General features: G+C 53.5%; 15 protein-coding genes. 8 read left to right on the forward strand and 7 right to left on the reverse strand.

Annotated features, from left to right (window positions below):
* Positions 1–410: 410 nt before the first annotated feature.
* From qseE to glnB, 4 genes are all read left to right on the forward strand, one after another.
* Positions 411–1,847 (forward strand): two component system sensor histidine kinase QseE/GlrK, encoded by a 1,437-nt coding sequence (gene qseE, locus VH187_RS21210; protein WP_329703418.1) that lies wholly within the window; start codon positions 411–413, stop codon positions 1,845–1,847.
* Entirely contained in the window at positions 1,844–2,560 is a 717-nt protein-coding gene (gene qseG, locus VH187_RS21215; protein WP_414714026.1) for a two-component system QseEF-associated lipoprotein QseG, read from the forward strand. Before qseE ends, qseG begins: the two co-directional genes overlap by 4 nt.
* Positions 2,557–3,894, forward strand: coding sequence for a two-component system response regulator GlrR (gene glrR / locus VH187_RS21220; protein WP_329703420.1), 1,338 nt, complete (start codon positions 2,557–2,559; stop codon positions 3,892–3,894). The genes qseG and glrR overlap by 4 nt, the downstream gene beginning before the upstream one ends.
* Positions 3,895–3,958: 64 nt before the next feature.
* Positions 3,959–4,297, forward strand: coding sequence for a nitrogen regulatory protein P-II (glnB, locus tag VH187_RS21225; RefSeq protein WP_002914032.1), 339 nt, complete (start codon positions 3,959–3,961; stop codon positions 4,295–4,297).
* 90 nt (positions 4,298–4,387) lie between these two features.
* Here glnB and hmpA read toward each other — a convergent pair whose 3' ends face one another.
* Positions 4,388–5,566, reverse strand: coding sequence for an NO-inducible flavohemoprotein (gene hmpA / locus VH187_RS21230; RefSeq protein WP_329703421.1), 1,179 nt, complete (start codon positions 5,564–5,566; stop codon positions 4,388–4,390).
* 316 nt (positions 5,567–5,882) lie between these two features.
* Here hmpA and glyA point away from each other — a divergent pair, with 316 nt between their 5' ends.
* Complete coding sequence (glyA, locus tag VH187_RS21235; protein ID WP_329703422.1) at positions 5,883–7,136, forward strand: serine hydroxymethyltransferase; 1,254 nt, start codon at positions 5,883–5,885, stop codon at positions 7,134–7,136.
* A gap of 94 nt (positions 7,137–7,230) precedes the next feature.
* Here the strand turns inward: glyA and VH187_RS21240 are convergent, their stop codons facing one another.
* The 6 genes from VH187_RS21240 to VH187_RS21265 form a co-directional block, all read right to left on the reverse strand.
* Positions 7,231–7,653: a DoxX family protein gene (locus tag VH187_RS21240; protein ID WP_329703423.1), complete on the reverse strand. Its 423-nt coding sequence runs from the start codon at positions 7,651–7,653 to the stop codon at positions 7,231–7,233.
* A gap of 115 nt (positions 7,654–7,768) precedes the next feature.
* Positions 7,769–7,954, reverse strand: a complete 186-nt coding sequence (locus tag VH187_RS21245) for a ChiQ/YbfN family lipoprotein (RefSeq protein WP_329703424.1) — start codon at positions 7,952–7,954, stop codon at positions 7,769–7,771.
* A 34-nt stretch (positions 7,955–7,988) separates the two neighbouring features.
* Positions 7,989–9,440: an OprD family outer membrane porin gene (locus VH187_RS21250; RefSeq protein ID WP_414714031.1), complete on the reverse strand. Its 1,452-nt coding sequence runs from the start codon at positions 9,438–9,440 to the stop codon at positions 7,989–7,991.
* A gap of 41 nt (positions 9,441–9,481) precedes the next feature.
* On the reverse strand, positions 9,482–11,680 hold the full coding sequence (locus tag VH187_RS21255) for an alpha-galactosidase (protein WP_329703426.1): 2,199 nt from the start codon (positions 11,678–11,680) through the stop codon (positions 9,482–9,484).
* Positions 11,677–13,068 carry an MFS transporter gene (locus VH187_RS21260; protein ID WP_329703427.1) on the reverse strand — a complete coding sequence of 464 codons (1,392 nt, stop codon included), beginning with the start codon at positions 13,066–13,068 and terminating at the stop codon, positions 11,677–11,679. Before VH187_RS21260 ends, VH187_RS21255 begins: the two co-directional genes overlap by 4 nt.
* Before the next feature lie 237 nt (positions 13,069–13,305).
* Positions 13,306–14,505 (reverse strand): ROK family protein, encoded by a 1,200-nt coding sequence (locus tag VH187_RS21265; protein ID WP_329703428.1) that lies wholly within the window; start codon positions 14,503–14,505, stop codon positions 13,306–13,308.
* A gap of 115 nt (positions 14,506–14,620) precedes the next feature.
* Between VH187_RS21265 and VH187_RS21270 the strand changes: the two genes are divergently transcribed.
* The 3 genes from VH187_RS21270 (at position 14,621) to VH187_RS21280 (ending at position 20,246) form a co-directional block, all read left to right on the forward strand.
* On the forward strand, positions 14,621–17,887 hold the full coding sequence (locus VH187_RS21270; RefSeq protein WP_329703429.1) for a DUF5107 domain-containing protein: 3,267 nt from the start codon (positions 14,621–14,623) through the stop codon (positions 17,885–17,887).
* A 71-nt stretch (positions 17,888–17,958) separates the two neighbouring features.
* On the forward strand, positions 17,959–19,389 hold the full coding sequence (locus VH187_RS21275; RefSeq protein WP_329703430.1) for a sugar porter family MFS transporter: 1,431 nt from the start codon (positions 17,959–17,961) through the stop codon (positions 19,387–19,389).
* Positions 19,389–20,246: an aldose 1-epimerase gene (locus tag VH187_RS21280; RefSeq protein ID WP_329703431.1), complete on the forward strand. Its 858-nt coding sequence runs from the start codon at positions 19,389–19,391 to the stop codon at positions 20,244–20,246. Before VH187_RS21275 ends, VH187_RS21280 begins: the two co-directional genes overlap by 1 nt.
* Positions 20,247–20,279: the final 33 nt, after the last annotated feature.

Genomic DNA, 20,279 nt, shown 5'->3' on the forward strand with positions numbered 1-20,279 from the left:
TATTTATGACTTTTATTTTACCGCCTCGAATGTGTCTCTTTTTGCAGACGGTAAGGTTGAAAAGTGAGCAGTGATCGCTGGGGCAGTGGTATCAATAATTTCTTATAATATCAGTCTGTTAATTATATGTTTTGCATTATGGCATGCTTACTGCATAATACTCTGCAGTGGCTCATTCACCTTCTTATGTCAGCCCCTTCGGGACGCGCTACATAAACCTCGAATGACGCACAAACAGGTGCCTGCCGTCCAACTACTGATATCAGCTTAGCTATATCAAACATCGGGCGAAACGTGGAGTTAGGCACCGCCTTATTCAATAACAACGCCGGGTTCTGACCCGGCGTTGTTGTATCTGAACCCCTACCTCAGTTACCCTGCCTTTAAGAATATTTTTAGGGGCAAACTCCTTGAAACGCTGGTCTCTTTTCCCTCGATCGCTACGCCAACTGGTGATGCTGTCGTTTCTGCTGATCCTGCTCCCGCTGCTGGTGCTGGCATGGCAGGCGTGGCAGAGCTTGAATGCGCTCAGTGATCAGGCTGCGATGACCAATCGCACGACACTAATTGACGCTCGCCGCAGCGAAGCGATGACCAACGTTGCGCTGGAAATGGAGCGAAGCTATCGACAGTACTGCGTGCTGGACGACGCGACGTTGGCGAAAGTTTATCAAGGGCAGCGTAAGCGCTACAGCGACATGCTCGACGCCCATGCGGGTGTTCTGCCGGATGACAAGATCTGGCAGACGCTGCGTGATAATTTGAACGGCCTGGCAGAATTGCGCTGTAAAAACAGCGGCCCGGAAGAGAAAGCGGCGGCGCAGCTGGAAGCGTTTGCTGCTGCCAATACCGATATGGTGCAAGCCACCCGCACGGTGGTGTTCTCGCGCGGGCAACAGCTTCAGCAAGAAATCGCCGAACGCGGGCAGTTCTTCGGCTGGCAGGCGTTGGTGCTGTTTCTGGTCAGTCTGACCATGATGGTGTTATTCACCCGCATGATTATCGGTCCGGTAAAAGGCATCCAGCGGATGATTAACCTGTTAGGCGAAGGCAAATCCCTGGGCAGTTCGGTGATACTAACAGGCCCACGCGAACTGCGTTCCGTCGGGCAGCGCATTGTCTGGCTCAGCGAACGTCTTACCTGGCTTGAATCTCAGCGCCATCAATTTTTACGTCATCTCTCTCATGAGTTAAAAACCCCGCTCGCCAGTATGCGTGAAGGCACGGAGCTATTGGCCGATCAGGTCGTCGGTCCGCTGACGCCGGAGCAAAAAGAGGTGGTGTCGATTCTGGATGACAGCAGTCGCAATTTGCAAAAACTGATTGAGCAACTGCTTGATTACAACCGTAAACTCGCTGACAGCCCGGTGGAAATGGAAACCGTCGAACTGGCACCGTTGATGGAGATTATCGTTTCGGCCCACAGTTTGCCGGCAAGAGCTAAAATGATGCATACCAGCGTCGAGCTTGAGGCTCGTGAGTGCCGCGCTGAGCCAATGTTGCTGCTGAGCGCGCTGGACAATCTCTACTCCAACGCGGTGCACTACGGTAGTGAATCCGGTAACATTTATTTGCGCAGCCGCCAGCAGGGAAATGCTATTTTCCTTGAAGTGGCAAACACCGGGACGCCGATCCCGGATGCAGAAAAAGCCATGATTTTTGAGCCTTTCTATCAAGGCAGTCATCAACGTAAAGGGGCTGTGAAGGGAAGCGGACTGGGGCTGAGTATTGCCCGGGACTGTATACGCCGGATGCGCGGATCGCTGCAACTGGTGAACTCCCCGGCGGGCAATGTTTGTTTTCGCATTGAGCTTTCTCTTTCAGACACGGATAAACCCATTAAATGAAGCAATGTCTGGTAAATATGTCCCCCAATTTTCTCGCGCGCCTGGCCGTAGCCTCCTGTTTTTTGCTGACGGGTTGCGTGACGACTCAGCACGCTGCTAATGGCAGTGACGAAGACAAACTCCCTCAGCAACAGGTGGCCGATTTTCTGTCGACCGACTGTGCGGACGTCTGGTCGCTGTTTGGCGAAACGACAGAGAAAAACCCGCTCTACTGGCTGCGGAGTATGGATTGCGCCGAACGCCTCTCGCCGGAGATGGCGAGGACTGAAGCACGTCTGCACACGGACGACAGTTGGCCGGATGCGTTCCGTCGCGGCATTCTGCTTGCCAGCGCCAAAATTACCCCGCTGGAACGCCGCGAGGCAATGAGCCGTCTTGACAGTTTCAGCCCACAAATTCCCTCGCAGGTTCGACCGTTGTATCAGGTCTGGCGCGATGGACAAGCTTCTCAGTTGCAGCTTTCTGACGAGCGTTCACGCTACAGTAAACTGCAACAGACCTCTGACGTTGAACTCGACATTCTGCGTCAGCAACAGCAGCATCTCAGCAGCCAATTGGAGCTGACCACCCGTAAGCTTGAAAATCTGACCGACATAGAACGGCAGCTCTCCAGCCGTAAACCAGCAAGCAGTAATTTCACGCCGGATCCGGGTCACGCGGCAGACCCTTCAGCCGCAACGAAAGAGGCGCCCGCCGCAGAGGAAAAACCATGACAGGACGCAAACCCGCACACCTTTTACTGGTCGATGACGATCCTGGTTTGTTGAAGCTGCTTGGCTTGAGATTGACCAGCGAAGGTTTCTCCGTCGCCACTGCCGAAAGCGGCCAGGAAGGGCTGCGCGTGTTGGCGCGTGAAAAAATCGATCTGGTGATAAGCGATCTGCGTATGGATGAAATGGATGGGTTGCAGCTGTTTGCCGAGATCCAAAAGCGCCAGCCAGGGATGCCGGTGATAATCCTGACCGCACATGGCTCGATTCCGGATGCGGTGACGGCGACGCAGCAGGGCGTGTTCAGCTTCCTGACCAAGCCCGTCGATAAAGACGCGTTATACAAAGCGATCGATGAAGCGCTGGTGCACACCGCCGCCGCGACAGATGACCAGTGGCGCGAATCTATTGTCACCCGTAGCACGGGGATGTTGCGTCTGCTGGAGCAAGCGCGCATGGTGGCGCAATCTGATGTCAGCGTGTTGATTAACGGTCAGAGCGGCACCGGGAAAGAGATTTTTGCGCAGGCTATTCACAACGCCAGCCCGCGTGGGAAATACCCATTTATCGCGATCAACTGCGGCGCGTTGCCGGAACAATTACTGGAATCTGAATTGTTCGGGCATGCTCGTGGCGCGTTTACCGGCGCGGTCAGCAATCGTGAAGGGTTGTTCCAGGCGGCAGAGGGCGGCACGCTGTTTCTCGATGAAATCGGTGACATGCCCGCGCCGTTGCAGGTCAAACTGCTGCGCGTGTTACAGGAACGCAAAATCCGCCCGCTGGGCAGTAACCGCGATATCGACATCAACGTGCGTATTGTGTCGGCAACGCACCGCGATTTGCCCAAAGCAATGGCGCGTGGCGAATTTCGTGAAGATTTGTTCTATCGCCTCAACGTCGTGAGCCTGAAAATTCCCACGCTTGCCGAGCGCACCGAAGATATCCCGCTGCTGGCAAACCATCTGCTGCGCCAGTCAGCCGACCGGCATAAACCATTTGTGCGAGCGTTTTCAACCGACGCGATGAAGCGACTGATGACCGCCAACTGGCCCGGAAACGTGCGTCAACTGGTGAATGTTATCGAGCAATGCGTGGCGCTGACCTCGTCGCCAGTGATAAGCGATGCGCTGGTCGAGCAGGCACTGGAAGGCGAAAACACCGCGTTGCCGACGTTTGTGGAAGCGCGCAATCAGTTTGAGCTCAACTACCTGCGCAAACTGCTGCAAATTACTAAAGGCAACGTTACGCACGCGGCAAGAATGGCAGGGCGCAACCGCACCGAATTCTACAAATTGCTGTCGCGTCACGAACTCGACGCTAACGATTTTAAAGAGTAGCCCGCCTTTCACGGCAACGTTATGATAAGGTAAGCAACCGGTTACGCACATAAGACAGGAAACCATGAAAAAGATTGATGCGATTATTAAACCCTTCAAACTCGATGATGTGCGCGAAGCGCTGGCGGAAGTGGGTATCACCGGGATGACGGTAACGGAAGTGAAAGGTTTTGGTCGTCAGAAAGGCCACACCGAGCTGTATCGCGGCGCGGAATATATGGTCGATTTTCTGCCAAAGGTGAAAATTGAAATCGTCGTGACTGACGACATTGTCGATACCTGCGTGGATACCATTATCCGTACGGCGCAGACCGGGAAAATCGGTGATGGCAAGATCTTCGTTTTCGATGTCGCACGCGTGATTCGTATCCGTACTGGCGAAGAAGACGACGCGGCAATCTGATTTTACGTGCCTCTCCCCGAGGCGCGAACGTGCTGCCCGCTCCGTTTCGCGGGCCAGCAGAAAGCCCGGCCCGCAATCGACGATAAAGCGTTACAGAACTTTATGCGGGCCGAAGCATTCGTAATGAATATTCTCTGCGTTCACGCCCAGCGCAACTAACTGTTTCGCGGCAAACTGCATGAATCCTACCGGGCCACAGAGATAAAACTGCATCGTTGGGGCGCTGAAATGCCCTTCATGGGCGCTCAGGTCCATCAGCCCTTTGCTATCAAATACGTCATTACCTTCCGGCGCGTTATACCAGACGTGTGACGTAAAGCGTGGCAGCATCTTACCTGACTCAGCGACTTCATTCGCGAAGGCGTGGACCGCGCCATTTTCAGCGGCGTGGAACCAGTTTACCTGTGCCGGATGCGCGCGGTTTGCCAGCGTGTCGAGCATTGAAAGCATTGGCGTTTGACCGACACCTGCGGAAATCAGTGTGACCGGCGTGGTTTCATCTACGGTCATAAAGAAATCGCCCGCTGGTGCGGCCAGATGTACGCTGTCACCGACACGTGCTTCGTCGTGCAACCATTCTGATACCTGACCGCCATTTTCACGTTTCACTGCGATGCGATAGCTTTTACCGTCCGGCTGGCGTGTAAGTGAATACTGACGGATTTCCTGATGGGCAAATCCTTCGGGTTTCAGCCATACGCCGAGATACTGACCCGGCTGATAATCTGCCACGTCGCCACCATCTGCGGGAGCAAATTCAAAGGCGGTGATAAGCTGACTTTGCGGATTTTTGCTGACGATGCGAAATTCGCGTGTGCCTTCCCAGCCGCCGTTTTTCGCCGCGCTTTGCTGATAAATTTCCCCTTCACGCTTAATGAACACGTCGGCCAATACACCGTAGGCTTTGCCCCACGCGTCCAGCACTTCCTGGCCCGGGCTGAACATTTCATCGAGCGTTGCCAACAAATGACCGCCAACAATAGCGTATTGCTCAGGCTTGATCTGGAAACTGGTGTGCTTCTGGGCGATTTTCTCTACCGCAGGCAGCAGGGCGGCCAGATTTTCAATATTGCTGGCGTAAGCGGCAATGGCGTTGAATAACGCTTCACGCTGATCGCCGTTGCGCTGGTTGCTCATGTTGAAGATCTCTTTCAACTCCGGGTTATGAGCAAACATGCGGTCGTAAAAGTGGGCGGTGAGTTTGGGGCCGGTTTCGACCAGCAGGGGAATAGTGGCTTTCACCGTAGCGATGGTTTGTGCGTCTAGCATGGCAGTGTCCTTTTTGAGGTTCTTGGTCATGTATCTTAATGATGTATTTTAAATGCATCTTATTAAAAATACCCCTGCGTTGTAAATGGTTCTTTGCATCATGAAAAATGTGCATCACAAACCTGAAAAGAAATCCGCTTAATCTGCGAGAGGCTTTTGCGCTCAAACCCTTGCGTAGCGGCAAGGTAATCGTTTGCGTAAAATCGTTTGTCAAGACCTGTTATCACAGAACTTATCAGTTATACTGTTCGCCGTTGCCCAAATCGGGCCCCTTTTTTAGCGGTAAAACTACTGTTAGCTGAGTCAGGAGATGCGGATGTTAAAGCGTGAAATGAACATTGCCGATTATGATGCCGAACTGTGGCAGGCTATGGAGCAGGAAAAAGTACGTCAGGAAGAGCACATCGAACTGATCGCCTCCGAAAACTACACCAGCCCGCGCGTGATGCAGGCTCAGGGTTCTCAGTTAACCAACAAGTACGCGGAAGGCTACCCGGGCAAGCGCTATTACGGCGGCTGCGAATACGTTGATATCGTTGAGCAACTGGCTATCGACCGTGCGAAAGAGCTGTTTGGCGCAGATTACGCCAACGTGCAGCCGCACTCTGGTTCCCAGGCTAACTTCGCGGTCTACACCGCGCTGCTGCAACCGGGCGATACCGTTCTCGGTATGAACCTGGCGCAAGGCGGTCACCTGACTCACGGCTCTCCGGTAAACTTCTCCGGTAAGCTGTACAACATCATCCCTTACGGCATTGATGAGTCCGGTAAAATTGACTACGAAGACATGGCGAAGCAGGCTCAGGAGCACAAACCGAAGATGATCATCGGTGGCTTCTCTGCTTATTCCGGTGTGGTTGACTGGGCAAAAATGCGTGAAATCGCCGATAGCATCGGTGCATGGCTGTTTGTCGATATGGCGCACGTGGCAGGTCTGATTGCCGCAGGCGTATACCCGAACCCGGTTCCGCACGCTCACGTTGTGACCACCACCACCCACAAAACCCTGGCGGGCCCACGCGGTGGTCTGATCCTGGCGAAAGGCGGTGATGAGGATCTGTACAAAAAACTGAACTCTGCCGTTTTCCCAAGCGCACAGGGCGGCCCTCTGATGCACGTTATCGCGGCGAAAGCCGTGGCGCTGAAAGAAGCGATGGAGCCAGAGTTCAAAGTTTACCAGCAGCAAGTGGCAAAAAACGCCAAAGCGATGGTGGAAGTGTTCCTGAGCCGTGGTTACAAAGTGGTGTCTGGCGGCACGGAAAACCACCTGTTCCTGCTGGATCTGGTCAACAAAAACCTGACCGGTAAAGAAGCCGACGCCGCACTGGGTCGCGCGAACATTACCGTGAACAAGAACAGCGTACCAAACGATCCGAAGAGCCCGTTCGTGACTTCCGGTATTCGTATCGGTTCCCCGGCTGTGACTCGCCGTGGTTTTAAAGAAGCGGAAGTGAAAGAGCTGGCAGGTTGGATGTGTGACGTGCTGGACAACATCAATGATGAAGCCGTCATCGAGCGCATCAAAGGTAAAGTGCTGGATATCTGCGCCCGTTTCCCGGTTTACGCGTAATATCGGACCAACTCCACTTTGTAGGCCGGATAAGCTAAGCGCCATCCGGCAATAATAAAAGGCCGCACATGCGGCCTTTTTGCTTTCTCAACCTCTAACGCCGATCAATCGATATTGAACCCGGCCCAACAATCGCCAGCAGTAAAAACGCTCCGGCGATACTCACGTTTTTATAGAAGTTAATCATATTCGGCACTACCGCATCCCCACTCATATTCCAGTAGTGATGACCAATCACCGCGGTTCCCAGGGTATAGAAGATAAACAGCACCGCCAGCGGACGGGTAAAGAATCCCAATATGATAAGAATTGCCGCCGGGACTTCCATAATCACCGCAATAATGGCCGCCAGTGTCGGCATGGGGGCACCACTGCTGGCCATATATTGCACCGTCCCGCTGAAGCCAAGGATCTTCGGATAACCAAAAATAATAAACAGCGCCACGATGGCAATGCGGGCAATCAGTAACAGTAAAGGACGCAGCGCGCCAAAATCACAATACCGAATGGAGTTCATAGCCGTTCCGTTGTGCAAAGGAGTGTATTTAAAAGCTAATACACAACGCTGAAATCTGCCATTCATCAGCATAAACAAAGGGCTAACCAGTCTTTCGTTTGGTTAGCCCCAGTGGCTAGCGCGTGTCCTGCATTACTTTCTCACATTTTTCATCACTCGCCGCGCCGTTACCGCTTTTGGCGGCCTGAATACAGGCCTGATAATCGGTGGGGGAAATCGTCTCCGATGCTTGCCCGGAAGACGGTGTCCTGCAGCAGCCTGTCAGCAATAAAAGGCTAACCAAAATCGTTGCTTTACGCATTAATGTTCTCCTTGTGGCTCAGTCTCCCGGTTCTTCAGAAGATAGTGAACGGTGCAATGACGTTGAATTTAATGTCGATTTCGTCCTGGAACATGTTGTTATAACCGCCGCTGTAGTTCGGGTTTTTCCCGTGATTGTCGTAGTTGATGTAGTGCAGGTTGAACAGGGTGCCTTTCAGTCGCCCGGTCTGTACGGTGTGAGCGATGTTAAAGGTCCAGGCCGATTCATCAATGCGTTGGTTTTGATCTGCAAGCGCCCCATCGACGGTGCAGGTAGTACAAGGTTTGGCATCCCAGCCGTAGGCGTAACCGGCGCCTACCGCCCAGCCGGGCAAATCATTGTTTTTAAGATCGTAAGTGACACCAGCAAACACCGAGGTTTCACCGTTGGCATCAAAGTCAGAGGCGGCGTCCCACCAAATGTCGAGGCGACCGTTGGAGCTGGCATAGGCGGGGGTGATGCGTTGCAGGAAGAAGCCTTGATTGCCCTCGGCTTTAACGGTTTGAGCTTCAAGGCGAAAGTCGAGCGTATCGAGGGTATAACCGAGCGTGATCCCTTGTAACCATGCCAGCCCGTCATACTCATCATTGATTGAACCGTAGGCGGCAATGCTGTTATCGCCGACTTTGTCCTTCGCGCCATAAAACTGGTAGCTCATGCGCAAATCGTTCCCGGCGACGGGAGCGCTCCATGATACTTTGCCGAAGTATTGATCCATAAAATCGGCGGCCTGTGCCATTGAGGCTTCCAGTGCCAGCTTATTTTTGAAGTCGTAACGCAGGCCCAGCGCCTGCACATAATTGATTTTAGTGGTGTTGTCGGCGGCGCGGAATTCATACATTTCTGTATACCAGGGGGCTTTGTATTTATCCGACCACAGATAAGACGCCGACAATGCGCCATGTTCACCGAAATCCCAATGGCCACCCGCTTCCGCACCCTGGTAAGCGCCGGGCACGAACCCCCAATGAACAGCCAGTAGCGTTTGCCCGGACGGCTGGATGTAACCGGCACGCATCCAGTAATCATCATGTTTCAGTTTCAGAGCGGCTTTATACAGATTGAACCCGCCTTTATCACCGGACCAGTCCTCGTCCCAGCGCTGGTTTGCCGAGCTGAGACTGATTTCGTTCGGGTGCGCGGCATTACCTGTAGCAAGATTGGCGGCGGCAAAACCGGCGGCGTCAAAGCCGATAAAATTCGCGGCAAAACCGGAAATGAAATCAAGATTAGCGTTGAACGTTGCGTGGTGTAAATCTTCGACGTAATGCCCGTAGTCAGGGCTGCCGACGGTCATATCACGCTTATCGCGATAGCGCTGGGAATAGTAAATTCCGCCCGTGAGATGTGAATCGTCCACAAAGCCTTCTGCCTGAACGGGGGCAGATAGGATTATCGCGGGAATACTCACCAGTGGAGTGGCAAACAAACCGTAAAGCGGTGAAAAGCGCATAGAGGTGCTCCTCTTCCATGTGAAGATAAACAGTGGGAACAACACAGTGAAAAGGGGGCATTTGCCCCCGAATGTTAGGGCAGGCGCGTCAGATGCCAGGTTCGGCTGATGTAATCGCAACTGAGCGGCGGGTCGATGAAGATCCCGCGATACATCAACTCATCGCCGCCAACCGGCTGTGGTGAGGTATCGACCTGATAAAAAGCTTGGGGATCGAGCCCGGCGAGGCGAATTTTTCGCAATGGTGCTGAAGCCTGGCTCACCAGCGAAAAGCCCATCAGCAGGGCTTCATTTTGATCGGGCGAAACGAACATCCAGGCGGCGAAATCCGTATTCTCCCAAGGGCTGACCAACCGCCAGAAGGTCCCGAACTGCAACAGCTGGCGATGCTGCTTGTAGAAGGCAATTTGCTGGCGTACCACGTCATCGCGCTCACTGTTGCTGTGCATCAGATCGAGCATCAGGCCATAGTTGCCGCTCATCGCCACCGCGCCGCGCATGTCCATGCTGGTGGAGCGGCCCATCTGGTGATTCGGTACTTCCGAGACATGGGCGCACTGCATAATCGGCGGGTACATCACGCTGGTCGAGTACTGAATATGCACCCGCGAGGCGGCATCGGTATTATCGCTGACCCACGCCTGCGGCATGTAGTAGAGCATCCCCGGGTCGAAACGCCCGCCGCCGCCCGCGCAACATTCAAACAAAATGTGTGGAAAGCGTTCGGTCAGCGATTCCAGCAGGGCATACAGACCAAGAATATAGCGATGCGCCGTTTCCTGTTGTTGCTCCGCCGGGGCAGTAGACGAACCGACTTCGGTCATATTGCGGTTCATATCCCATTTGATGTAGTCAACGGGGTGTTCATCAAGAAAGCGACTCATTTGGTGCAGAATATTGTCGCGTACCTCTGGGCGACCCAGATCCAGAATATATTGGTTTCGTCCTTCTGAAAGGGGTTGCAGCCCGGTAGTAAGGATCCAATCAGGATGCAGGGCAAACAGTTCACTGCGCCGGGAAATCATTTCCGGCTCAAACCACAGGCCAAATTTCATCTCCAGGGCGTGAACCTGATCAATCAACGGACGCAGGCCATCCGGGAATTTTTGTCGGTTAACGAACCAGTCGCCCAGCGATGACGTGTCGTCATTGCGCTCACCAAACCAGCCATCGTCGAGCATCAGTAATTCGACGCCCAGCGCTTTAGCGTTATGGGCGAAACGCAGCAGCTTTTGTTCGTTGAAATCGAAATAAGTCGACTCCCAGTTGTTCGCGAGGATCGGACGTGTTTTATGGCGATGTTCCCCGCGAACCAGATGATCCCGATAAAGACTATGCAATGTGTGCGACAGCCCGTTCAGACCTTTATCCGACCAGGCAAGCACCGCTTCCGGTGTTTGGAAGCTGGCTTGTGGTGCAAGCTGCCAGCCGAAACCGTGCGGGTTGATACCGAGCAATATGCGGGTTTGCCGATAGGCGTCGACTTCGGTACGCGCCGTAAAATTGCCGCTGTAGACCAGATGCAAACCCCAGGCCTCTCCTTGCATTTCGGTGGTTTCAGGCCGTACCAGGCCGATGAAGGGCTGTTGATGTGTGCTGCTTGCGCCGCGTTTACTGTCGAGCATCGTGATCCCGGGATTGAGCCGCTGGCGATGGAGTTGACGTTCGCGCGCCCAGGCACCGGGAAACTGAATTTGCTCAAATTCGCTGTCCGGGAAATCGACCGCGCAGCTTAATGCGCGCAGCAGGCGCAGTGGTTGATTGCTACGGTTGGTAAAGCGGGCATTTCTCGCCACGACGGGAAGATCGCGAAACAGGGAGTAACTGAGTTCCACTTCCAGATGTGTCACCGGGTCTGCTAGGGTTATCAGCAGTGTTTCGGCTTCTGCTGGTGAGTCGCTCCAGGTGGCGGGCAGTCCTTCCAACGGCGGCTTTCCCGCGATAATTCGGTGTGAAACGTAATGCAGATTACTCACCTGATTGCCATCGGCGTAGCGCACTTCAAACGCCGGTTCGCGGTAATCCCCTGCGCCATGTCCCGGATATTCCTGCAACACCGTATCGAGTGAAAAGGTTCTGTCCGGCCAGTCGGCAGGCGTCGGGGAAAACGACGAGCGATCCAGCTTCGGGTAATCGTCCGGCTGGCTGAACATGGCGATGCGTTTCCCCCAATAGCAATGCACCAGATAGCGCTGATGGGCGATGCCGAGCACGTAACTCACCTGCTGATTTTGCAAGTGGAAAAACTGTTTTTCTGCATTCCAGGTAATCATGCTTTCACCTCAGCCGTCTCGCTGGTATTACGTTGATGAATATCGCTCAGAATTTCATAGAAGCGCTGTTCGGTAATTTCATAGCGTGCAAGGGGGATAAGACTTATCAGCGTCAGGACGCCGGGAACCATCGTAAATAAAAGGCCAATCCACATCGCCGTTTCGCTTGCCTGAACCTGGTGCGGTATATAGCCCGCCCACGACAACATAAAACCACCGATAGCCCCACCCAACGCGCCCGAGAGTTTGGTTTTAAAAATATTGAGTGAAAACACCATCCCTTCGGAGCGGTTGCCGCTCCGCCATTCGCCGTATTCAACACAATCGGCGACCATTGAATAAAGCGAAATCTGGCCAATACCGCCGCAGAAAGGTGCTAGTGCTCCGACAATAAAAATAAGTGTGATGTTGGTCTGGAAGAAAAATAACAACATGCAGGCCAGTGCCATCACGGCGCTGCTATAAAGTGCGGTATTCTTTTTACCGATTTTTGCAGAGATAAACGGTGAGGCTACCGCGCCTAGCACCTGCGCAATCATAGATACCGTTAAAAACACTCCGAGCATCATTTCGGCATTTAAATTATAAATAAAGAAATACAACTGAAAAGTACCGCGAATAACGCCGATCATTTCTAATAAGAACATGCCAGTTAACAACAGGCGTAGCGGGCGATGCTGTTTTAACAACGTCCAGAAACCTTTAAAATTCTGACGCTCTTTACGCGGTACGGTGTGTTTTTCTTTAACACCAAAAAAGGTGATCAGCATACAGAACAGAAACACCAGACTATAAATTAGCGCCACGCCCCACCAGCTTCCAACATATTTTACAAGCCACAGCGTAGAGGCACTGACGGAAAGAAAACCAAAAGTGGCAATGGTGCGCGGGATGGTAATGACTTTGGTACGCTCGGTTGGGTTTTGGGTTATTGCCGCGGATAATGACCAGTAAGGGATATCAATAACAGCAAAGCAAATACTCCACAGAATATAGGTTGAGTAGGCATACACCAGTTTCCCAGCCTCTGAAAGGTCGGGGCTCAAAAAGCAGGCGACAGTGGTCAAGGAAACCAGAATACTGCCGGTGAGGATCCAGGGTCTGAATTTCCCCATTTTGGTGTGGGTATTATCAACCAGAATGCCCAGTGCCACATCGGTTGCGCCATCGACCAGTCGAGCGATTAAAAACAGCAACCCGACCGCTGCCGCTTTAATACCAAAGCTGTCGGTATAGTAAAGCATGAGGTAAATAGCAATAAAGGCATACATCACGTTGGCACCAAAACTCCCGATTCCGTAAGAAATGGCGGTAGTCCATGACACTCTGTCGCGAGCATATTGCTGTGGGTTTGATGCTGATTCTTCACTTATTTGTGTTAATTCCATACAGGACACTCCTGAATCAAGGAACGATAAACAGTCAGCCAAGATAAATTTTGAATAATTTGCGTCGGGGGTTTGAACGCTGGCAATTGTAGGGGCTAAAAAGAACAGGGACTTTGCGCGAGAGTTTATTATTCAGTAAACAGAGATTACTAAGCGAACCGTTAAATTAATCGCCATGAAAATAAAGTGATGTTTCATTTCCACAAATAATAGAAGGGTATCGACTGCTGAATCGCATTAGCCTTCATTTTCGAGAGCGGCTTCGGCATATAAATAGCCAATCCCCATTACCTGTTGGGCACGGCTTAACTGCCCAAAATTAATTTGCGTAGCATTACGTTTTAAACCATCGCTGTGATCAAAAGGGTTAAAACCACTGCGTAATTTAATAGCATCCAGCCAGCTTTCACCAAAACCACAGCTCCGACCATAAAACCAGATTTGGTTGATATTGAGGATGTTGAGAAAATTATAGAGACTCAGACCGATGGCATCTGCCGCGCCCTCAACCCAATGTATGACGCGTTCGTCGCCCTGATGCCAGGCGTGAACTAACTGTTGCGAGCTGAGCGTTTCTGGGTCCTGAGGGCGTGCAGAAGGATTGGATTTTAGCCAGATACGCGCCTGCTTTTTCAGCGCGGAAAGGGAGGCGACGGTTTCCAGACAGCCATAGCGTCCGCAGTCACAAAGCGTTCCGTCAGGGTTGACGATGGTGTGACCAATTTGCCCGCTTCCGTACAAATTACCGCGATAGATTTGCCCGTTGATCACAAATGAGGAGCCGATACCGTAATCGACGTTTATCACGCAGAAATCTTCCCGGTTGCCTGCGTTTTGCCATTTTTCCGCCAGCGCCAGCATCACACAGTCGTTATCCAGTTTTACGGTGATACCCAGTTTTTCTTCCAGCAGATATTTGATTTCGATGTTTTCACGCCACGGAGCTTGCGGCATGGTTTGTGACACGCCAGTGACGGGGTCGACCTGCCCGTGGATCCCTAGCGCAAGATGAATGGTTTTACGTGGACATTTTTTACCGTGCTCTAGCCAGAGTGTTTCAATTGCTGTTAGCAGGGTTTGAGGCGTGGGAGCGTAGATCGCGTGACGTTCAAACTCCCCTAATGCCGAGAGTTGCGCGTCGCACAGTTGGCTTTCGATACTGGTAGGAGTGACATTCATACAAAGAATGTAATCGCCATCCGGTGGGATTTGATAACTGCCACCGTTTAAGCCGCGACTGCTGAGATTTTCGCTGGAATGACTGAGCTTGCCATCGTCGACCAGCTCCTCAAGAATTTTACTCACTGCGGGGATAGACAATCCAGTGTGGTGGGCAAACTGCGATTTACTGAGTCGTTTATGACGCCACACCAACCGCAGCAGCGTTTGTCGATTGAGCTGGCGCACCCGCTGATTGTTCAGGCCTGATTCATTCATTTCACTAAACCTCGTTAACTGTATTGCGTGAGCTTTCAGCGATTAAATCATAATCAGCTATCGCAAACTGTTGCTATTCCCACATTCACTATCATTTATTTACTGGAGAATGGTTATGTACGGAGTCGTCAACGTCTGGCAGGAAACGCTTTCTCTACCCACCTGGACCCTCGGCGCAGAAGATCCCAACCCGATGTTTCTCGAGAATCGCGTCTATCAGGGCTCGTCCGGCGCGGTCTATCCGTACGGGGTGATCGACACTCTCACCGGGCAGAAAGAGATACGCGACTATCAGGCCGTCTGGATGGAAAACGATTTCATCCGCATTCTGTTGCTGCCGGAGCTGGGTGGACGCATTCACCGCGCGTATGACAAGGTCAACCAGCGTGATTTCGTGTACTACAACGAAGTGGTGAAACCGGCGCTGGTTGGGCTGCTTGGGCCGTGGATTTCCGGTGGCATCGAATTCAACTGGCCACAGCATCACCGCCCGACCACGTTTATGCCTGTCGACGTCAGCATTCAGCAGGGCGACAACGGCGAACAAACCGTGTGGCTCGGGGAAGTTGAGCCAATGCGCGGTTTACAGGTGATGGCGGGTTTCACGCTATATCCTGACCGTGCGCTGGTGGAAATTACGGGCAAAGTCTTCAACGGCAACGCCACGCCGCGCCATTTCCTGTGGTGGGCGAATCCGGCGGTGAAGGGCGGAGACGATCATCAAAGCGTGTTCCCGCCAGACGTGACAGCAGTGTTCGACCACGGTAAACGCGCGGTGTCTGCGTTCCCCATTGCGACCGGGACCTATTACAAAGTCGACTACTCTGCGGGCGTGGACATTTCGCGCTACAAAAATGTACCTGTGCCGACGTCCTACATGGCGGAAAAATCAGAATATGATTTTGTCGGTGCCTATCACCACGGCGAACAGGGCGGACTGTTGCACGTTGCCGATCATCACGTTTCGCCGGGCAAAAAACAGTGGAGCTGGGGTTACGGCGATTTCGGCCAGGCCTGGGACCGCAATCTTACAGACGATAACGGGCCGTACATCGAACTGATGACCGGCGTGTTCACCGACAATCAGCCGGATTTCACCTGGCTTGCGCCGTACGAAGAAAAAGTGTTCGTGCAGAATTTCCTGCCGTACAGCGGGTTGGGGCGCGTGCATAACGCCAGCGCGGTACTGGCAATTAAACTTGAACGCGTCGACACAAAGCTTGAGCTTGGAGTATACGCCGTTGCGCCGTTGCGTGACGTTAGTGTGGTAGTTAGCGCCAACGATACGCCGCTATGGGAAACCGTGATTTCTCTCGAACCGGGAAAAAACTGGCAGCAGACATTGCCGGATTTCGGCCCGCAGCGCCTGACGCTAACTGTCAGCACTACCGAAGGCACAACGCTGCTGCGTTACGATGAGCATATCGCCGGAGAAACGCCGCTCCCGGATGCCGCCAAAGCACCGCTGCTGCCGGAAGAAATAAGCAACACGGATGAACTCTATTTCATCGGCCAGCATCTGGAGCAATACAACCATGCCAGCCGTCATGCCGCCGATTACTATCGCCGCGCACTGGCGATTGACCCACAGGATTACCGCAATAACGTTGCGCTGGGAACATTACTGCTCAACGCCGCCGACTGGCAGGGCGCGCAGCAATGCGCCGAAGCCGCACTTGCCCGGGCGCATAAGCTGAACAAAAACCCGCGTGACGGTGAAGCCAGTATGCTGCTTGCCTCGGCGCTGGAGCGTCAGGGCGATGATGCACAAGCCTTGGATCGTTATTACAAAGCCAGTTGGAGCGGAAACTGCCGCGATGCCGCGTTTTGGGCGCTCGCGCGACTGGCAATGAAAAAAGGCGATTACGCAGATGCGCTGACCAAAGTCGAACAAAGCCTGCTGTTCAATGGCAGTAACAATCTGGCGATGGGGCTGAAAGCGTTAGCGCTGGCAAAACTCGGGCGCAAAGATGACGCGCTGGCATGGATTGATACGCAGCTTATTGCTCAGCCGCTGAGTTATCCGCTGCATTACGCCCGCTGGGACATTCGTGGCAGTGATGTTGACCGTGAAGCGCTGCTCGATGTCACCGGACGACGCGGAATTAACGCCAGCTATCTGGCGGGATGGCTGCTGTCGCTGGGGCAAAAAACTCAGGCGCTGCGGTTACTTGAGATCCTCGATAGCCAGGAAACGCTACCGATGTTGTGGCGCGCCGCACTCGGCGGCGATCCTGAACAATGTCTGCAACAAGCTCGCGCCTGTTTTGCGCGCCGGGTGCGTTTCCCCAATACGCTCGATGAAGTGCAAATGCTGCAACAGTTGCCGCATGACGCTTTCGCCAGCTATTTGCTCGGCTGTTTCTGGTACAGCAAACGGCGCTATGCGGAGGCCATTGCTTGCTGGCAACAAACGTTGCAGAAGGAGCCAGATTTTGCTCCGGCGCATCGCCTGCTCGGGATTTATCACTGGAACAAACTTCACGATGCGCAAACCGCACAGCGTTATCTGGCGCAGGCCGTGGCGCTTGAGCCAGATAATGCGCGCTTCCTGTTTGAACTTGATTGCCTGGCAAAACTGAATGCCGCGCCAGTCGCGGCGCGTTTGGCACAGCTTGAGTCACGTCAGCAGATTGTGTTTAAGCGCGACGACCTGACCGCTGAACTGTTGAGCCTGTGGAACATCTGCGGGAAATGGCCGCAGGTCGCAGGCGTACTGCGCGAAAAAGTGTTCCATCCGTGGGAAGGCGGCGAAGGGAAAATCACCGGGCAGTATCTCTTGAATCAAATGCATCAGGCGCTGGCTTTGCTGCAGGACGATGAACCGGGAAAAGCTGCGGAGCTGTTACAGCAGGCGCTGCGCTATCCGCATAACCTCGGTGAAGGGCGCTTGCCAGGTCAGACCGACAACGACATCTGGTATCTGCTTGGCGCTTGCGCGACCAAACAAGGTGATAACGCGAAAGCCCTTCATTGCTTTAATCAGGCGACGCTCGGTGATTCGACGCTCGATGCGGGGCGTTATTACAACGACCAGCCTGTGGATTATCTCTTCTGGCAGGGCATGGCGATGCGCGCTCTGGGCGAGGATGTGCGAGCTGATGCGCACTTCCAGCGTTTCCACGATTGGGTTGCCGCGCAGCGGGATGCGGTGCCTCAGACCGATTTCTTTGCTGTTTCTTTGCCTGATTTGCTGGCGCTGGACGGCAATCCCGAGTTGCGACATCAACAGCATTGTCTGTTTATCGAAGCGCTTGGCTATTTGGGTAAAGGCGACATTGCGGCGGGAAATCACACGCTGGAGGCATTGCTTGAACATCATCCATCCCATGATAAAGCGCAGTTGCTCCGTCATGCGTTAGCCGCCGACATTCTGAAATAAATACACTGACCCGGCGGGAAACGACCGCCGGGCACCTCTGACCCTATGTTTTCCCGTGTGAGGAAATCGACATGCAAAACTCAGCTTTAAAAATGGGCTATATCTGGACTATCTGTCTGGTGGCGGCCTGCGGTGGACTGTTGTTTGGCTACGACTGGGTGGTGATCGGCGGGGCAAAGCCCTTCTATGAAGCCTACTTTGGCATCACCGACCCGGCGGTCTCCGGGTGGGCAATGAGTTCCGCGCTGGTGGGCTGCATTTTTGGCGCACTGGTGTCTGGCTGGTGTGCAGACAAATTTGGTCGACGTCTGCCGTTGATCGCCTCCGCCATTCTGTTCTGCGCCTCGGCGTGGGGTACGGCGATGGCGAGCAATTTCGATATGTTTGTGGTGTATCGCATTGTGGGCGGCATCGGGATTGGTCTGGCCTCCGCGCTCAGCCCGTTGTATATCGCTGAAGTGAGTCCAGCAGAGAAACGCGGGCGTTTTGTCGCGATCAACCAGCTGACTATCGTTATCGGTGTACTGGCGGCTCAACTGATTAATCTGCTGATTGCCGAACCGGTCGCCGCAGGAGCGACACAGCAAGCGATTGTCGAGAGCTGGAACGGGCAGACCGGCTGGCGCTGGATGTTTGGCGCAGAACTGGTTCCTGCGCTGGCGTTTTTAGTGCTGCTGTTCATCGTGCCAGAATCACCACGCTGGCTGATGAAAGCCGGGAAAGAGGCCCGCGCGCGCCAGACACTGGAGCGTATTGGCTCACCTGCGTATGCCACGCAAACGTTGAATGACATCGCCCATACGCTGGCGAAAGATGCTCATCGTGTGTCGTTCTCAACACTCTTGCAGCCGCAGATTCGTCCTGTGGTGATCATGGGCATGGTACTGGCGGTGTTCCAGCAGTGGTGCGGGATTAACGTCATCTTTAACTATGCGCAGGAGATCTTTGCTTCTGCCGGGTTTGATATTAACGGCACGCTGAAATCCATCGTCGCCACCGGGATAATCAACCTGATATTTACCCTCTGCGCATTGCCGCTGGTGGATAAAATTGGCCGTCGCAAGCTGATGTTATTCGGGGCCAGTGGCCTGACGTTCATCTACGTGCTGATTGCCGGAGCGTATGCGTTAGGCATTATGGGCTGGCCGGTGCTGATTCTTGTACTGGCGGCGATCGCCATTTATGCACTGACGCTTGCGCCAGTGACGTGGGTGTTGCTGGCAGAAATCTTTCCCAATCGTGTTCGCGGGTTGGCGATGTCGCTCGGAACGTTGGCGCTGTGGATTGCCTGCTTCCTGCTGACTTACACCTTCCCGCTACTGAACGCCAGTTTAGGCGCGTCGGGTAGCTTCTTCCTGTATGGCGTGATCTGTGCGCTGGGCTGGATTTACATTCAACGCAACGTGCCGGAAACCAAAGGCGTCACGCTTGAGGCGCTGGAAGAACAGCTTGCCGTTCGTCATCAAACTTCTGTGTCGGCAAAAGAAAGGAACGCACATTGATGGTGGAGACACTTTTGCTGGAAAACGCGCATTTAAGGATGCGCGTCGCTTTACTGGGGGCGGCGGTGTTAAGCCTGGATTCGCTCGCTTATCAGCAACCGATATTGCGGACGGGGAAGGGTGAAAAGCCCGGCGATTGTGGGCTATTCCCGATGTTGCCACTGGCAAATCGCGTGGCGGGTAATCGTTTTGTCTTGCAGGGGCGCGACATTACGTTGCCGGAAAGCCCAACTGACGCGCAGTTTTTCCTTCATGGCGATGGGTGGCATTTACTCTGGGAAGTGGCAGAGCAAAGTCGCGAACACTGCCTTTTACGGTTACGCCAGCGTCATGCCTGTGGCTTCGATTATCAGGCAGAACTGAGTTACCGATTGCGGGATAATGCGCTGGAAATCGGACTCTCGCTGGAGCATCTCGGCGACCAGCCGATGCTGTATGGCGGCGGTGTACATCCGTACTTCCATTTCACGCCCCAAAGCCAGATTCAATTTTCCGCCAGCGGTTATTGGCCCGAAGGCGAGTCACATTTGCCGCTTGGCTGGACGAGTACGTTGTCTACCTCCGCTGATTTTACGCAGGCGCAGCACGGCACAGATGAGTGGCTGAACGTCTGCTATTCCGGCTGGAACGGGATAGCCGAGATAACGCATGAGCAAATGAGCGTAACGCTTTTGTCGCCCACTTGCTGGCTGATGCTGTTTCGCATGCCCGGCGAACCGTTTGTTTGTCTCGAACCACAAACCCATCCGGTGAATGCGCATAATATAACGGACCAACCGGGGCTGGTTATGCTGGCAAAAGGAAATAAATGGCGATTTTCTACGTGCATCCTCGTAAAATCGCACAAAACATGTTAGCAAATTGTTAAAGTCACTTGCCAGCCACGCACT

Source organism: Scandinavium sp. (genome assembly GCF_036271055.1).
GTDB lineage: Bacteria > Pseudomonadota > Gammaproteobacteria > Enterobacterales > Enterobacteriaceae > Scandinavium.

Excerpts from the sequence above, each read along its gene's own strand:
- glyA (WP_329703422.1), top strand. The coding sequence starts at position 5,883 with ATGTTAAAGCGTGAAATGAACATTGCCGATTATGATGCCGAACTGTGG.
- VH187_RS21260 (WP_329703427.1), bottom strand. The coding sequence starts at position 13,068 with ATGGAATTAACACAAATAAGTGAAGAATCAGCATCAAACCCACAGCAA.
- VH187_RS21275 (WP_329703430.1), top strand. The coding sequence starts at position 17,959 with ATGCAAAACTCAGCTTTAAAAATGGGCTATATCTGGACTATCTGTCTG.
- glrR (WP_329703420.1), top strand. The coding sequence starts at position 2,557 with ATGACAGGACGCAAACCCGCACACCTTTTACTGGTCGATGACGATCCT.
- hmpA (WP_329703421.1), bottom strand. The coding sequence starts at position 5,566 with ATGCTAGACGCACAAACCATCGCTACGGTGAAAGCCACTATTCCCCTG.
- VH187_RS21255 (WP_329703426.1), bottom strand. The coding sequence starts at position 11,680 with ATGATTACCTGGAATGCAGAAAAACAGTTTTTCCACTTGCAAAATCAG.
- VH187_RS21280 (WP_329703431.1), top strand. The coding sequence starts at position 19,389 with ATGGTGGAGACACTTTTGCTGGAAAACGCGCATTTAAGGATGCGCGTC.
- VH187_RS21265 (WP_329703428.1), bottom strand. The coding sequence starts at position 14,505 with ATGAATGAATCAGGCCTGAACAATCAGCGGGTGCGCCAGCTCAATCGA.
- VH187_RS21245 (WP_329703424.1), bottom strand. The coding sequence starts at position 7,954 with ATGCGTAAAGCAACGATTTTGGTTAGCCTTTTATTGCTGACAGGCTGC.
- qseG (WP_414714026.1), top strand. The coding sequence starts at position 1,844 with ATGAAGCAATGTCTGGTAAATATGTCCCCCAATTTTCTCGCGCGCCTG.
- glnB (WP_002914032.1), top strand. The coding sequence starts at position 3,959 with ATGAAAAAGATTGATGCGATTATTAAACCCTTCAAACTCGATGATGTG.
- VH187_RS21240 (WP_329703423.1), bottom strand. The coding sequence starts at position 7,653 with ATGAACTCCATTCGGTATTGTGATTTTGGCGCGCTGCGTCCTTTACTG.
- VH187_RS21270 (WP_329703429.1), top strand. The coding sequence starts at position 14,621 with ATGTACGGAGTCGTCAACGTCTGGCAGGAAACGCTTTCTCTACCCACC.